The sequence below is a fragment of the Mesorhizobium sp. M0923 genome (assembly GCF_040319365.1).
Lineage (GTDB): Bacteria > Pseudomonadota > Alphaproteobacteria > Rhizobiales > Rhizobiaceae > Mesorhizobium.
In genome coordinates this window covers 318,069-331,416 of the sequence record NZ_JAMYNW010000002.1, presented here as the reverse complement: position 1 = coordinate 331,416, position 13,348 = coordinate 318,069, and the positions used below count along the sequence as shown (strand labels likewise).

Genomic DNA, 13,348 nt, shown 5'->3' with positions numbered 1-13,348 from the left:
AATCCGAAGTCAAGCGGATTATTTGTTGATCGACAAAAATTGGAGACCGCCATGGCAGGCAGGCCAAGGGAATTCGACCGCGACCAGGCGCTTGAGAAAGCCCGCGACGCCTTTTGGAGACGCGGCTACGAGGGCACCTCGATGGCCGATCTCGTATCGGCGCTTGGCCTCGCATCGGCGCGCATCTATGCCGCCTTCGGCTCGAAGGAGGACCTGTTTCGCGAAGCGGTGGCGCTTTACGAAGCCAATGAGGGCGGCTTCGCCACGCGCGCGCTGCAGGAAGAACCAAACGTCCGGCGCGTCATCGAGCGCATGCTTCGCGACGCCGTCGAAATCTATACGCGGCCGGGGCGGCCGCAGGGCTGCATGGTGGTGACGGCCGCGACCAATTGCGCCGTCGAAAATGACGCCGTGCTGCAATGGCTGGCGGAGCACCGGCTGGCACGTACCGCATCGATCGTCGAGCGATTGAAAAAGGCCGTGCGCGATGGCGAATTGAAGCCGGCCACCGACGCCGCGGCGTTGGGCGATTATTATGCCACGCTGATGCACGGCCTTTCGGTGCAGGCACGCGACGGCATTCCGAAAAAACGGCTGCACGATCTTGTCACCGTCGCCATGCAGGCGCTCGACGCAAGGCTTTCGCAAACGTCCTGAGTTCCGGGCCGTGACGCCTCACTTACCGGCTTGTTCGGCGGCCCTTCTGGGATTGACCTCCGGCGTCGGCGGCGGCGAACGCTGCTTCGTAGATACGATCGACGATGGCGAAGGCTTCTTCATCGCGCGGCACTTCCAGCATCGGCGCCCCCATGGCTGGCGAAGCAGAATTGAAATCTCATCCTGCCACGCTAAGTTGCATGGCGGAAGCTTTCAACCGCTGGCGCTTATGGATCGCTTACGGCATCGGGAAATAGCGCCCGCAGGCAGCGCCAAAGCGGACGCCACGCGGTCAAGGGTCGCAGTTCAGGCCCTTTCGGCATGGTTTATTAATTGCTTGACCCGATTGTGAATTCGGGCCGGGTTGAAGCACGACCCCAAAAAGGCCATGCTTTACCTGTAAAGATCGAGTCTACGGCGATCCCGCTGACGCGGAGATGGCGTTTGGCTGAAAGGGATATGATGCGGCAAGGATATGCGCGCTGGCTGACGGGGCTGGCAATCGCGACGGGCATGGCGATCTCGGCTCTGCCGGTCCATGCCAAACAGACCGCAGAGCCGGTCAGGATCACATCCTTCTCGGGGGCCTATCTCGCCGCCCGGATTGCTGAAGGCGACAACGACCTCGACAGCGCCGTCTCCTACTACAAGCAGGCGCTTGCCTTCGATCCGAACGATACGGGACTGCAGCAGAGCCTGATGCTGTCGCTGATCGCACAGGGGCGCTTCGATGAGTCCCTGGTCTACGCCGACAAGCTCAAGGCGGTTCCCGATGTCGAGCGCTTCTCGCGCCTGGCGCTGGCCATCGATTCCTTCCACAAGAAGGATTTCTCCAAGGCCGAATACTGGCTCAAGCTGTCGCTCGAATCCGATCTCGACCGGCTGATTTCCGGCGTCATGACCGGCTGGGCCAAGCAGGGTGCGGGTGACGCCGGCGAGGCCATGGCTTCCATCGACAAGCTGCAGGGCCCCGACTGGTTCGGCCTGTTCAAGTCCTTCCACCGTGCCTTGATTGCCGACGCCTCCGGCCTGCTCGACAGGGCGGATGCGCTCTACACCGCCACCCTGCAGGACACGGCCGCCGGCGGTGCCGCCCCCGAAACATGGATGCGCAACGCGCAGGCCTACGCCTCTTTCCTCGCCCGTAAGGGCGACAAGGCCAAGGCGCTGTCGGTGCTCGACCAGGCCGAGACATTTGCGCCCGGCAAGGTCGAGATTGCAGCCCTTCGCGACAAGATCAACAAGGGCGAAAGGATCCAACCCTTCGCTGCCGGCCCGTCGGACGGCGCCTCGGAAATCCTGCTCGATCTCGCCACCGCGCTCAACCGCGGCGGCGGCGAGCCGTTCGTGCGGCTTTATCTGCAATATGCGCTGGCGCTGCGGCCCGACAATGACGCGGCGCTCGTTCAGCTTGCCGCCGTTGCCGAGCAGTTGAAGGACGGCGAGGGCGCCATCGCGCTCTATCGCCGCATTCCCGCCGGTTCGCCGCTGAAGGAGCTTTCGGACCTGCAGCTCGGCCTCAACCTTGCCGATCTCGACCGCAACGACGAGGCGATCACCCACCTCAAGGCCATCGTCGATGCGCATCCCGACGACATGCGCGCCTATCTGGCGCTCGGCGGGGTCTATTCCTCGAAGGAGGATTTCCGCTCCGCCGCCAATCTTTATGACAAGGCGGTCGAGGTGCTGAAGACGCCGACCGCCGTCAACTGGAACATCTTCTACCAGCGCGGCATCGCCTATGAGCGGCTGAAGGAATGGCCGAAGGCCGAGCCGAATTTCCGCAAGGCGCTGGAGCTCTACCCCGACCAGCCGCAGGTTTTGAACTATCTCGGCTATTCCTGGGTCGACAAGGACATGAACCTCAAGGAAGGCCTCGCGATGATCCAGAAGGCCGTCGACCTGAGGCCGAGCGACGGCTACATCGTCGATTCGCTGGGCTGGGCCTATTATCGCCTTGGCCAGTTCGACGACGCTGTGCGCGAAATGGAACGCGCCGTTTCGTTGAAGCCGGAGGATCCGGTGCTCAACGATCACCTCGGCGACGCCTACTGGCGCGTTGGCCGCAAGCTGGAAGCCACCTTCCAGTGGAACCAGGCCCGCGACCTGAAGCCGGACCCGGACGTGCTTGCCGCCTTGCAGCAAAAGCTGATGAAGGGCCTGCCGCCGATCGAATCCAACACGGCGCAGGAAACCCCGAACGTAAAGCCCGAGCCGGCGCCCGCTCCGAAGGGGTGACCCCATCGCCTTGACGGTCGCGGAGCGGCACTCTACGAGGTGCCGCATCCCGCCGGAGGCCGCCGTGACCGTTGACATCCCTGCCCACACGCATCCCAGCCGCTCGTTCCAGGGGCTGATCCTGACCTTGCATAATTATTGGGCGGACTATGGCTGCGTCGTCCTCCAGCCTTACGACATGGAAGTCGGCGCCGGTACCTTTCATCCGGCAACGACATTGCGCGCGCTCGGCCCAAAACGCTGGAACGCGGCCTATGTCCAGCCCTCGCGCCGCCCCAAGGACGGCCGCTATGGCGAAAATCCGAACCGGCTGCAGCATTATTACCAATACCAGGTGATCCTGAAGCCCAATCCGCCCAATTTGCAGGAGCTTTACCTCGGCTCGCTGGCCGCGATCGGCATCGATCCGCTGCTGCACGACATCCGCTTCGTCGAGGACGACTGGGAAAGCCCGACACTGGGCGCCTGGGGACTGGGCTGGGAGTGCTGGTGCGACGGCATGGAGGTGTCGCAGTTCACCTATTTCCAGCAGGTCTGCGGCATCGAATGCGCGCCGGTGGCGGGTGAGCTCACTTACGGGCTGGAACGGCTGGCCATGTATGTGCAGGGCGTCGACAATGTCTACGACCTCAACTTCAACGGCCGCGAAGGCGCCGACAAGGTGACCTATGGCGACGTCTTCCTGCAGGCCGAGCAGGAATATTCGCGCCACAATTTCGAATTCGCCAACACGGTGATGCTGCTCAGGCATTTCGAAGACGCCGAGGCCGAGTGCAAGGCGCTGCTACAAGCCGGCGCGCCGGCGTCGAACGACAATCTGGCGATGCACAGGATGGTATTCCCCGCCTACGACCAGTGCATCAAGGCCAGCCATGTCTTCAACCTGCTCGACGCACGCGGCGTCATTTCCGTCACCGAGCGCCAGAGCTACATCTTGCGGGTGCGCAATCTGGCCAAAGCCTGCGGCGAGGCGTTTCTGCTGACGCAGGCGGGTGGAATGGCGGCTTAGCTCCAGGCGATTTCGACAGGGGCGCTGATTGGCAACGTGCCTTGGCCGCTTGCTCCGGCTATTGTCCGCAGCGCCTGCCGGACGCCGGGCATCGAGAAGGCACCGTGCACCTGCGCTGTAAAACAGGCGCTGAGCGCGAGGATCTGCAGGAATGTCGATGCCGTTTTCATGGTCGTTCAGCCAATAGCTCTCTGCCTGAGCGTTGGTCGCTTCAGCGCTGCGTTCGGTTCATGGAAATCTTTGATCCAAGGACGGGCGGACCGGCGCGTGTCCGACAGGAGGCTGAATTTTTTCGGAAATCGCCGCTGGACGCCTTGATCGTGCTGGCCCGATCTTGCTGGGAAGGGTGACAGCAGCCGACCGAGTTGCTATGCCCCGCTTACCTCCGCCTCGATGGGGGAGGACGCCGCGAAGCGGCGGCTGTTTTTTGTCGCGTGAGCTCTTTCAATGCCTGACCTGCTTCTAGAACTTCGTTCCGAAGAAATCCCCGCTCGCATGCAGCGCAAGGCGGCCGGCGATCTCAGGAAGCTTTTGACCGACGGTCTGGTCGAAGCCGGGCTGACCTATGAGGCGGCGCGCGAATATTGGACGCCGCGTCGGTTGGCGCTCGACATCCGCGGCCTGACCGCCCGCTCGAAGGACATCAGCGAGGAGATCAAGGGCCCCTCGACCAAGGCGCCCGAGCAGGCGGTGCAAGGTTTTCTGCGCAAGGCCGGCCTTGCCTCGATTGCCGAGGCGCATGTCCATTCCGATCCGAAGAAGGGCGACTTCTATGTCGCCCATATTTCCAGGCCGGGCAGGTCGGCGGAGCAGATCATCGCCGAGCTGGTGCCGGGCATCATCCGCAACTTCCCCTGGCCGAAATCGATGCGCTGGGGGCCGGCGTCGGCCAAGCCCGGGTCGCTGCGCTGGGTGCGGCCGCTGCAATCGATCCTGTGCACCTTCGGCCCGGAAACCGAGGAGCCGGTGGTGGTCGATTTCGAGATCGACGGTATCCGCTCAGGCAACGTCACCTACGGCCACCGTTTTCATGCGCCGGGCGCCATCACGGTGCGCCGCTTTGACGATTACGTCGCCAAGCTTGAAGCGGCCAAGGTCGTGCTCGATGCCGACCGACGCAAGGAGATCATTCTTGCCGATGCCAGGAACCTCGCCTTCGCCAGCGGGCTCGACCTCGTCGAGGACGAGGGGCTGCTGGAGGAAGTGTCGGGCCTGGTCGAATGGCCCGTCGTGCTGATGGGCGAATTCGAGCAGGATTTTCTGGCCATTCCGGCCGAGGTGATCCGGCTCACCATCCGCGCCAACCAGAAGTGTTTTGTGACGCGGCCGCATGGCGCGGGCGAAGAGCTCTCCAACCGCTTCATCCTGACCGCCAATGTCGAGGCCAAGGATGGCGGCAAGGAGATCGCCCATGGCAACGGCAAGGTCGTGCGCGCCCGCCTGTCCGACGCGCTCTATTTCTGGAAGACCGACCAGGGCGACCTGCCGGATCTCGACCAGTTGCAGGCATCGGCGGAAAAGTTCGGGCTTGACCTCAACAAGCCGCTCGACCAGCGCATGGCCCGCCTCGACCATCTCAATGTGACGTTTCATGCCAAGCTCGGCACGCAGGGCGAGCGGGTGGAGCGGATTGCGCGCTTGGCCGAAGAACTGGCACCAATCGTGGTGCGCGCAATCTCCCCCCTTGAGGGGGAGATGGCCGGCAGGCCAGAGGGGGTCGCTTCGCGTGAAGCGCCGGCATCCTCGGTCCACAAGAGAGAGTCGCGTCAGGACGCACCGATCCCCTCTGTCGCCTTCGGCGACATCTCCCCCTCAAGGGGGGAGATTACCGCGCTGGCGCGTCGCGCTGCCGTCCTCGCCAAGGCCGATCTCACCACCGAGGTGGTTGGCGAATTCCCGGAACTGCAGGGCGCCATGGGTCGCAAATACGCCCTGCTGCAACGCGAGCATCCGTCGGTCGCCGCTGCGATCGAGGAGCACTACAAGCCGCAGGGGCCGTCAGATCGCGTGCCGACTGATCCGGTATCGATCGCCGTGGCGCTCGCCGACAAGCTCGATACGCTGGTCGGGTTCTGGGCGATCGACGAAAAACCGACCGGATCGAAGGACCCCTATGCGCTGCGGAGAGCGGCGCTGGGGGTAACGAGGATACTGATTGAGAACGGGATTAGGTTGTCCCTGAAATCTGTGGCCAATATCGCGTCCGAAGATATTGCAGGTCACATACGCGATCCCAAACTCGACCGACAGTTCGAAATTGCTGCGGAGCTAGAGCAGCAACTCGGAGGAGATTCGCTTACCGATCTCGTCATCGAACGCGATTCCGCAATCTCAAACAACACCTTTGAACGTTCCGGAGAAAGGCAGCAGCGAGAGATCAACAACCTCCTCTCCTTCTTCCACGATCGCCTCAAAGTCTATCTCCGCGACCAGGGTGCGCGGCACGACCTGATCGACGCGGTGCTGGCGAGTGGCGCTGCCCCCTCATCCGGCCCTTCGGGCCACCTTCTCCCCGCTGGGGAGAAGAGGCTGGCACCGGCGTTGGCGACCTCTTCTCCCCTCGGGGAGAAGGTGGCCGCGAAGCGGCCGGATGAGGGGGCTTCGCAAAACGACGACCTTCTGCAAATCGTCCGCCGGGTCGAAGCCCTTGGCTCGTTCCTCGACACCGAGGACGGCAAGAACCTGCTTGCCGGCACCAAGCGCGCGGCCAACATCGTGGCTGCCGAAGAGAAGAAGGCGACAGCGATCGCAAGCAGCGTTGAGCCGGCTCTGTTCCGGGAGGGCGCCGAAAAAACCCTGTTCGCGGCGGTGAATCAGGCCGAGAGGCAAGCCGGCGAAGGAATTCAAAACGAAGACTTTTCCGCCGCCATGCTGGCGCTTAGCGTGTTGCGCGAGCCGGTTGATTCATTCTTTGAGAAAGTCCTGGTAAACGACGAGGACCAGGCGGTGCGCGCCAATCGCCTGGCATTGCTCGCCCGCATCCGCGCGGCGACCGACCGGGTCGCGGATTTCTCCAAGATAGCCGGCTGACGTCTGGGAAAAAATCATCGCTTGTGGCGCTATTTGGGCTGGTCGGGAGCTGCTAGCGGCGCAGGCTGCGGCGCTGCCGGCTCAGGGGTTTTGCTGGCGACCTTTGGATCGGCCTTGCTGTTCGCGGCGGGCGCGGCGGCGGTGGCCGGCGCGGCTCTGGGCGCGGGCGTTGCAAAGGCATCGCCGACGATACCGCCGCGAATGATCATCGGGCTTCCGGTGAAGCCATGGCTCGGCTGGCTCGGGATTGCCGCGACCTTTTCATCGGTGACGTTTCCATTGACGTTGGCCAGCTTCTCGCCAAGCGCGACGATCGACGGTGTTTTCGTCCGCTCGACCGAGCCGGGACTGGCCACCGTACCGACCACCGAAGGCGTCGCCGTCGTCTGCCCGAGAAAAACCAGCGACGAGGCCTGTGCCGTGCCGGCCATAACCGCCAGACCAAGCGCACCAAGGATACGCATCGAAAGCATGATAGTTCCCCTTGCCCAAGAAGACGGCACCCTAGCCGAGGGCAGTTGATGCCGGCTTGCGGGGAAACATAGCATTTTAGCGATTTGCGATTCGCCAACGCCTGGGCTTGCTCGCCCGGCGTCGCCGTATTAGGCACCCGCATCCGTGAGGTGACGACAGTGGCTGAAATTCGTACCGTCGGCGAGGCGATGGAAAGGGCGTTGGCGCTGCTCGAAAGCGGCGACGTCGTCGCCATACCGACCGAGACCGTCTATGGGCTGGCCGGCGACGCGACCAATGGCGTTGCCGTGGCTCGTATCTTCGAAGCCAAGGGTCGCCCGCGCTTCAACCCGCTGATCGCCCATATAGCCGATCCGACGATGGCCGAGCGCATCGCGCTGTTCGATCCGCTGTCGGAAAGATTGGCGCAGGCATTCTGGCCGGGACCGCTGACGCTGGTTCTCCCGCAGCGGCCCGGCAACGGCATTCATCCGCTGGTCACCGCCGGTCTGGACACCATCGCGCTGCGCATGCCGAAAGGCTTTGGCGGCGAGCTGATCGCCAGGTTCGGCCGCGCGCTTGCGGCGCCCAGCGCCAATTCCTCGGGCAGGATCAGCGCCACCACGGCCGAGGCCGTGGCCGCCGACCTCGGTCCCCGGATCAAGCTCATCGTCGATGGCGGCGCGACGCGGGTCGGGCTGGAATCGACGATCCTCAAGGTCGAAGCCGGAAAGCTGCGGCTGCTGCGACCGGGCGGCATTGCCGCCGAAGAGATCGAAGCAGTGGCCGGGACAAAGTTGCTGCGCGGCGCTTCGGGCATCGAGGCGCCCGGCATGCTCGCCTCGCATTACGCTCCGGGTGCGGCGGTGCGGCTCAATGCCGGCAAGGTCGCCACAGGCGAAGCCTTGCTGGCCTTCGGCCGCCGCCGTGCCGAGGGCTGGCGCGATGCAGCCGCACTGCGCAATTTGTCGGAGACCGGCGACCTGCGCGAGGCAGCAAGCAATCTCTTCGCTCATCTGCAGGATCTCGATGGCAGCGGCGCCAAAACCATCGCCGTCGAGCCGATCCCGTTCGAAGGGCTGGGCGAGGCGATCAACGACAGGCTTTCGCGCGCCGCCGCCCCGCGTGACAAGATCGCCCCTCGTGACAAGATGGATTGAGCACCATAGTTTCCACCCATGAACGACATTTCCCCCGACCTCGATCCTGCCGTCATCGCGCGCTTTGTGACAATCGTCGGCGACAAATATGCGCTGCGCGACCAGCAGGACATCACGCCTTACCTCGCCGAGCGGCGCGGACTTTGGCACGGCAGGACGGCGCTGGTGCTGAGGCCGGGGACCGTCGAGGAGGTCAGCCGCATCATGCGGCTGGCGAGCGAAACGGGCACGCCGATTGTACCGCAAAGCGGCAACACCGGGCTGGTCGGCGCCCAGGTGCCGGACGCGTCCGGCCGCGAGATCGTGCTGTCGCTGTCGCGGCTAAACCGCATCCGTGAGATCGATACCCTGTCCAACACGGTGACGGTCGAAACCGGCGTCATCCTGCAGACGCTGCAGGAAGCGGCCGATGCCGCCGACCGGCTGTTTCCGCTGTCGCTTGCCGCGCAAGGCTCCTGCCAGATCGGCGGCAATCTCTCTTCCAACGCCGGTGGCACCGGCGTGCTTGCCTACGGCAATGCGCGCGAACTCTGCCTCGGCGTCGAAGTGGTGCTGCCGACCGGCGAAGTGTTCGACGATCTGCGCAAGCTGAAGAAGGACAATACCGGTTATGATCTGAAGGACCTGTTCGTCGGCGCCGAGGGTACGCTCGGCATCATCACCGCCGCCGTGCTCAAGCTTTTCCCCAAGCCCAAGGGGCGCGAGGTGGCGTTTGCCGGCCTGTCATCGCCGGAGGCGGCACTGTCGCTGTTCAGCCTCGCGATGGACCGTGCAGGGGCAGCGCTCACCGCCTTCGAGCTGATCGGCCAGAGGCCTTACGACTTCACGCTTGCCCACGCACAAGGCGTAGTGCGGCCGCTGGCCGGCGATTGGCCGTGGTATGTGCTGATGCAGATCTCGTCGGGCCGCTCGGCCGAGGATGCACGGGCGCTGATCGAAGAGGTGCTGGAGGCAGGCCTCGAGCAAGGGATCGTCGGCGATGCGGTGATCGCGTCAAGCATCACCCAGGGCGATGCGTTCTGGAATTTCCGCGAAGTGCTGCCCGAGGCGCAGAGACCCGAAGGTGCCTCGATCAAGCACGACATCTCGGTGCCGGTGGCGTCGATCCCGCCCTTCATCGAAAAGGCCGCCGGCGCCGTGCAATCGGTCAGTCCCGGCGCACGCGTCGTCTGCTTCGGCCACATGGGCGACGGCAATCTGCACTACAACATTTCCCGGCCGGTCGACGGTGACGACGAGGCGTTTCTCGGCCTTTACCACGTCATGAACAAGGCCGTGCACGACGTCGTGCGCTCGTTTCATGGCTCGATCTCGGCCGAGCACGGCATCGGCCAGTTGAAGCGGGACGAATTGATCGCGACGGCGCCGCCGATGGCGATCGAGCTGATGCGCAGGGTGAAGGCCGCTTTCGATCCCGCCGGCATCATGAATCCCGGTAAGGTTATCTGATCCTTTCGCCGGCCCGCGCCGGTTCGTATTCCGATAACCATCCGCCTCGGATCAGCAAAATTTAACCGACTTTCTTAAGCGCGAGGATAAGAAGCTCGCGCTAATGTTTCTCCACAACGAGGCTGGGAAAACCGGCCCGGAGATCCGGAAACACCGGCTCTCAGGAGAAACAGGAAAGGCACGATATGAACACTGGACTGAAGCCAGTCTGGGCCGGGCGCAATATGCGCCTCGACCCATTCCGCCTGCCGCAGGTGGTGAGCTACGCCACGCGCGACGACTATGGCGACGTTACCTTCACCATCGATCAGCGCGGCGCGGTTATCCGCCGCACGCTGGAGATCAGCGGCGTGCCGGCGATCATCGCTCTGCCCGCCAACGCGTTTCGCGGCGTCGCCGCGCGCGCGATGGAGGATCCGGATGGCAATGTCACAGTGACGCTTGAGCTTCTGCACAACGACCCGATGCTGTCGGTGCCGCTGCTGGTCGCCGACGATCTAGACGACGTCGCCGCCGACTGGCGCGCCTGGGCCGACGCCTACCGTCTGCCGATGCTGCTGATCGAGGCCGACGGCATTGCTCGGACGCTGGAAGAATCGCTCGGCGCCGCCATCAAGGCGCTGCCGGCGCAGGACCGCCGCAAGGGTCGCGTCTCGACCATGCGCCGCCCGCGCTTCCTCGCCCGCCGCCGCGCCGGCGACCTCGGCCTCAGGCTGGTCATCGGCGGCGAGGAGCTTATTTCGCGGGAATAGGCCTGAGCGCCTCTTCCTTCTCCCCCTGTGGGAGAAGGTGGCCGAGCGGAGCTCGGTCGGATGAGGGGTGTTCCAGGGACCGCCAACGCCTCATTTCTTCCAACACCCCTCAACCGTCTTGGCGCTACGCGCCAATCCACCTTCTCCCACAGGGGGAGAAGGGAAAAGGCTCCTAAACCAGCGGCTTCAGCGCCACCCAAACCGCGCCGCCGATCAGGCCGAGGAAGATCAGCCAGCCGACCTGGTTGTTCGATCTGAACAGCCTCAGGCACTGGTCCGGATCGTCGATGTCGAGCACGCCGATCTGCCGCGCCAGATGGGCGCCGGCGGCAATCAGCCCGGCGAGCGCCGGCACCGGTGCCTGCGCCGAGGCGAAAGCAATGGCGAAGCAGACCAGCGCTCCGCCATAAAGTCCGGCAAGCCAGCCCTTGGTGTTGTCGCCGAACAGGCGCGCCGTCGAGCGCACGCCGACGATGGCGTCGTCCTCCTTGTCCTGATGCGCATAGATCGTGTCATAGCCGATCACCCACAGGATCGAGCCGATATAGAGCATGATTGCCGGCCCATCGAGATCGCCGAACTCGACCGCCCATCCCATCAGCGCCCCCCAGGAAAAGGCAAGACCGAGAACCAGTTGCGGCCAATTGGTGTACCGCTTCATGAACGGGTAGATGGCGACGATGACCAGCGAGCCGATGCCGAGCAAGATGGCCAAGCTGTTGAACTGCAAAAGCACGGCGAGGCCGACCAGTGCCTGCAAGACAACAAACATCCAGGCCTGCCGGCGCGTAACCTTGCCGGCCGGCAGCGGTCGCGAGCGTGTGCGTTCCACCTGGTTGTCGATGTCCTCGTCGACTAGGTCGTTGTAGGTGCAGCCGGCGCCACGCATGGCGAACGCGCCAAGAAAAAACAGCAGCAGATACCACGGCGACGGCAGCAGCGAGAGCAGCGGGTCCGTCGGACGCGGATAGGCGCTCGCGGCAAGTGCAGCCGACCACCAGCATGGCCACAGCAGCAATTGCCAGCCGATCGGCCGGTCCCATCGGGCAAGCTGCGCATAGGGCCACAACCCCCGCGGCAGCGCGCGATAGACCCAGTGGCCGCTCGGCGCATCGGCGACGCGGCCCTGGGCCGCTTTCGACTGGACGGTTTCCATTTTGCTGGAGTGGCAGCAGAGGCGAATGCCGTCAAGCGTCAAGCAGGCCGGATCCGCTCGCGGCGCGGAATCGCCGCCGCGGACAGCCAAATGTCTTGACCCGCCGCCCGGGGCGCAATAGCGCAGTCCTGATCGGAACGGGCAAGGAATCCAGGCATGCGTGTTTTGCTGATCGGCTCCGGCGGACGAGAACATGCGTTGGCCTGGAAGATGGCGGCGTCGCCGCTGCTGACCAAACTCTACGCGGCGCCCGGCAATCCGGGCATCGGCGGCGAAGCCGAACTGGTGAGGCTCGATGTTTCGGATCATGCAGCGGTGGTCCGGTTTTGCCGCGAGAAAGAAATAGACCTCGTCGTGGTCGGCCCGGAAGGGCCGCTGGTCGCCGGCATTGCCGACGACCTTCGCGCCGAGGGCATCCGCGTCTTCGGCCCGTCAAAGGCAGCGGCACGGCTGGAAGGCTCGAAGGGGTTCACCAAGGACCTCTGCGCCAAATACGGCATCCCGACCGCCGCCTATGGCCGCTTCGGCGATCTGGCTTCGGCCAAGGCCTATGTCGAGAGAATGGGTGCGCCGATCGTCATCAAGGCCGACGGCCTCGCTGCCGGCAAGGGCGTCACCGTCGCCATGACGCTTGACGAGGCGCTGGCCGCGCTCGACGCCTGTTTCGACGGCTCCTTCGGCCAGGCCGGCGCCGAAGTGGTGGTCGAGGAGTTTCTCAGCGGCGAAGAGGCAAGCTTCTTCTGCCTTTGCGACGGCATCACCGCGCTGCCCTTCGGCACCGCGCAGGATCATAAGCGCCTCAGTGACGGCGACACCGGCCCCAACACCGGCGGCATGGGCGCCTATTCGCCGGCGCCGGTGATGACGCCGGAGATGATCGACCGAACCATGCGCGAGATCGTCGAGCCGACCATGCGCGGCATGGCTGAAACAGGCGCGCCGTTTTCCGGCGTGCTGTTCGCCGGGCTGATGATATCAGACAGCGGGCCGAAGCTGATCGAATACAACAACCGTTTCGGCGACCCGGAATGCCAGGTGCTGATGATGCGGCTGAAGGACGATCTCCTGGTCCTACTCAACGCCGCCGCCGACGGCCAGCTGGCGCACACCTCGGTGCGCTGGCGCGACGAGGCGGCGCTCACCGTGGTGATGGCAGCCAGGGGTTATCCCGGCACGCCGGAAAAGGGCTCGGTCATTCGCGGCGTCGAGGCGGCGGCAGGTGAGGGCGTCGAGATTTTTCACGCCGGCACCGCAATCAACGGCGGCGCACTCGTCGCCAATGGCGGTCGCGTGCTCAACGTCACGGCGACCGGCCGCACCGTCGGCGAGGCGCAGAAGAAGGCTTACGCCGCGCTCGACCGGATCGACTGGCCGCAAGGCTTTCGCCGCCGCGACATTGGCTGGCTGGCGGTGGCGCGCGAGCAGGCGAACTGACGCTTCAGGC

11 protein-coding genes are annotated in these 13,348 nt (G+C 64.4%); 8 read left to right on the top strand and 3 right to left on the bottom strand.

Annotated features, from left to right (window positions below; genetic code table 11):
• Positions 1-51 precede the first annotated feature (51 nt).
• From NKH89_RS05340 to NKH89_RS05330, 3 genes are all read left to right on the top strand, one after another.
• Positions 52-657 carry a TetR/AcrR family transcriptional regulator gene (locus NKH89_RS05340; RefSeq protein WP_023716867.1) on the top strand — a complete coding sequence of 202 codons (606 nt, stop codon included), beginning with the start codon at positions 52-54 and terminating at the stop codon, positions 655-657.
• A 462-nt stretch (positions 658-1,119) separates the two neighbouring features.
• Positions 1,120-2,895 (top strand): tetratricopeptide repeat protein, encoded by a 1,776-nt coding sequence (locus NKH89_RS05335; RefSeq protein ID WP_352908497.1) that lies wholly within the window; start codon positions 1,120-1,122, stop codon positions 2,893-2,895.
• A gap of 64 nt (positions 2,896-2,959) precedes the next feature.
• On the top strand, positions 2,960-3,904 hold the full coding sequence (locus NKH89_RS05330) for a glycine--tRNA ligase subunit alpha (protein ID WP_023716870.1): 945 nt from the start codon (positions 2,960-2,962) through the stop codon (positions 3,902-3,904).
• On the opposite strand, the gene NKH89_RS05325 is transcribed toward NKH89_RS05330, so the two are convergent.
• Positions 3,901-4,074: a hypothetical protein gene (locus NKH89_RS05325; protein WP_023716871.1), complete on the bottom strand. Its 174-nt coding sequence runs from the start codon at positions 4,072-4,074 to the stop codon at positions 3,901-3,903. The two genes, NKH89_RS05330 and NKH89_RS05325, sit on opposite strands and share 4 nt — an antisense overlap.
• Before the next feature lie 277 nt (positions 4,075-4,351).
• On the opposite strand from NKH89_RS05325, the gene glyS reads away from it, so the two are divergent.
• On the top strand, positions 4,352-6,934 hold the full coding sequence (glyS, locus tag NKH89_RS05320) for a glycine--tRNA ligase subunit beta (protein ID WP_352908467.1): 2,583 nt from the start codon (positions 4,352-4,354) through the stop codon (positions 6,932-6,934).
• A 29-nt stretch (positions 6,935-6,963) separates the two neighbouring features.
• Here the strand turns inward: glyS and NKH89_RS05315 are convergent, their stop codons facing one another.
• Positions 6,964-7,407 (bottom strand): hypothetical protein, encoded by a 444-nt coding sequence (locus NKH89_RS05315; protein WP_352548670.1) that lies wholly within the window; start codon positions 7,405-7,407, stop codon positions 6,964-6,966.
• Positions 7,408-7,566: 159 nt separating this feature from the next.
• On the opposite strand from NKH89_RS05315, the gene NKH89_RS05310 reads away from it, so the two are divergent.
• The 3 genes from NKH89_RS05310 (at position 7,567) to NKH89_RS05300 (ending at position 10,748) form a co-directional block, all read left to right on the top strand.
• The gene (locus tag NKH89_RS05310; protein WP_352483729.1) at positions 7,567-8,547 is read left to right on the top strand and encodes an L-threonylcarbamoyladenylate synthase; all 981 of its coding nucleotides are present in this window, start codon (positions 7,567-7,569) and stop codon (positions 8,545-8,547) included.
• An 18-nt stretch (positions 8,548-8,565) separates the two neighbouring features.
• On the top strand, positions 8,566-9,996 hold the full coding sequence (locus tag NKH89_RS05305) for an FAD-binding oxidoreductase (RefSeq protein ID WP_352483728.1): 1,431 nt from the start codon (positions 8,566-8,568) through the stop codon (positions 9,994-9,996).
• Positions 9,997-10,181: 185 nt separating this feature from the next.
• The gene (locus NKH89_RS05300; protein WP_352483727.1) at positions 10,182-10,748 is read left to right on the top strand and encodes a DUF6101 family protein; all 567 of its coding nucleotides are present in this window, start codon (positions 10,182-10,184) and stop codon (positions 10,746-10,748) included.
• A gap of 172 nt (positions 10,749-10,920) precedes the next feature.
• On the opposite strand, the gene ubiA is transcribed toward NKH89_RS05300, so the two are convergent.
• On the bottom strand, positions 10,921-11,904 hold the full coding sequence (gene ubiA, locus NKH89_RS05295; RefSeq protein ID WP_023716876.1) for a 4-hydroxybenzoate octaprenyltransferase: 984 nt from the start codon (positions 11,902-11,904) through the stop codon (positions 10,921-10,923).
• Positions 11,905-12,060: 156 nt separating this feature from the next.
• Here ubiA and purD point away from each other — a divergent pair, with 156 nt between their 5' ends.
• Positions 12,061-13,338: a phosphoribosylamine--glycine ligase gene (purD, locus tag NKH89_RS05290; RefSeq protein ID WP_352908465.1), complete on the top strand. Its 1,278-nt coding sequence runs from the start codon at positions 12,061-12,063 to the stop codon at positions 13,336-13,338.
• The last annotated feature ends 10 nt before the right edge of the window (positions 13,339-13,348 follow it).

Coding starts and splice junctions, on each gene's coding strand:
- NKH89_RS05340 (WP_023716867.1), top strand. CDS start 52: ATGGCAGGCAGGCCAAGGGAATTCGACCGCGACCAGGCGCTTGAGAAA.
- NKH89_RS05335 (WP_352908497.1), top strand. CDS start 1,120: ATGCGGCAAGGATATGCGCGCTGGCTGACGGGGCTGGCAATCGCGACG.
- NKH89_RS05325 (WP_023716871.1), bottom strand. CDS start 4,074: ATGAAAACGGCATCGACATTCCTGCAGATCCTCGCGCTCAGCGCCTGT.
- glyS (WP_352908467.1), top strand. CDS start 4,352: ATGCCTGACCTGCTTCTAGAACTTCGTTCCGAAGAAATCCCCGCTCGC.
- NKH89_RS05315 (WP_352548670.1), bottom strand. CDS start 7,407: ATGCTTTCGATGCGTATCCTTGGTGCGCTTGGTCTGGCGGTTATGGCC.
- NKH89_RS05305 (WP_352483728.1), top strand. CDS start 8,566: ATGAACGACATTTCCCCCGACCTCGATCCTGCCGTCATCGCGCGCTTT.
- NKH89_RS05300 (WP_352483727.1), top strand. CDS start 10,182: ATGAACACTGGACTGAAGCCAGTCTGGGCCGGGCGCAATATGCGCCTC.
- ubiA (WP_023716876.1), bottom strand. CDS start 11,904: ATGGAAACCGTCCAGTCGAAAGCGGCCCAGGGCCGCGTCGCCGATGCG.
- purD (WP_352908465.1), top strand. CDS start 12,061: ATGCGTGTTTTGCTGATCGGCTCCGGCGGACGAGAACATGCGTTGGCC.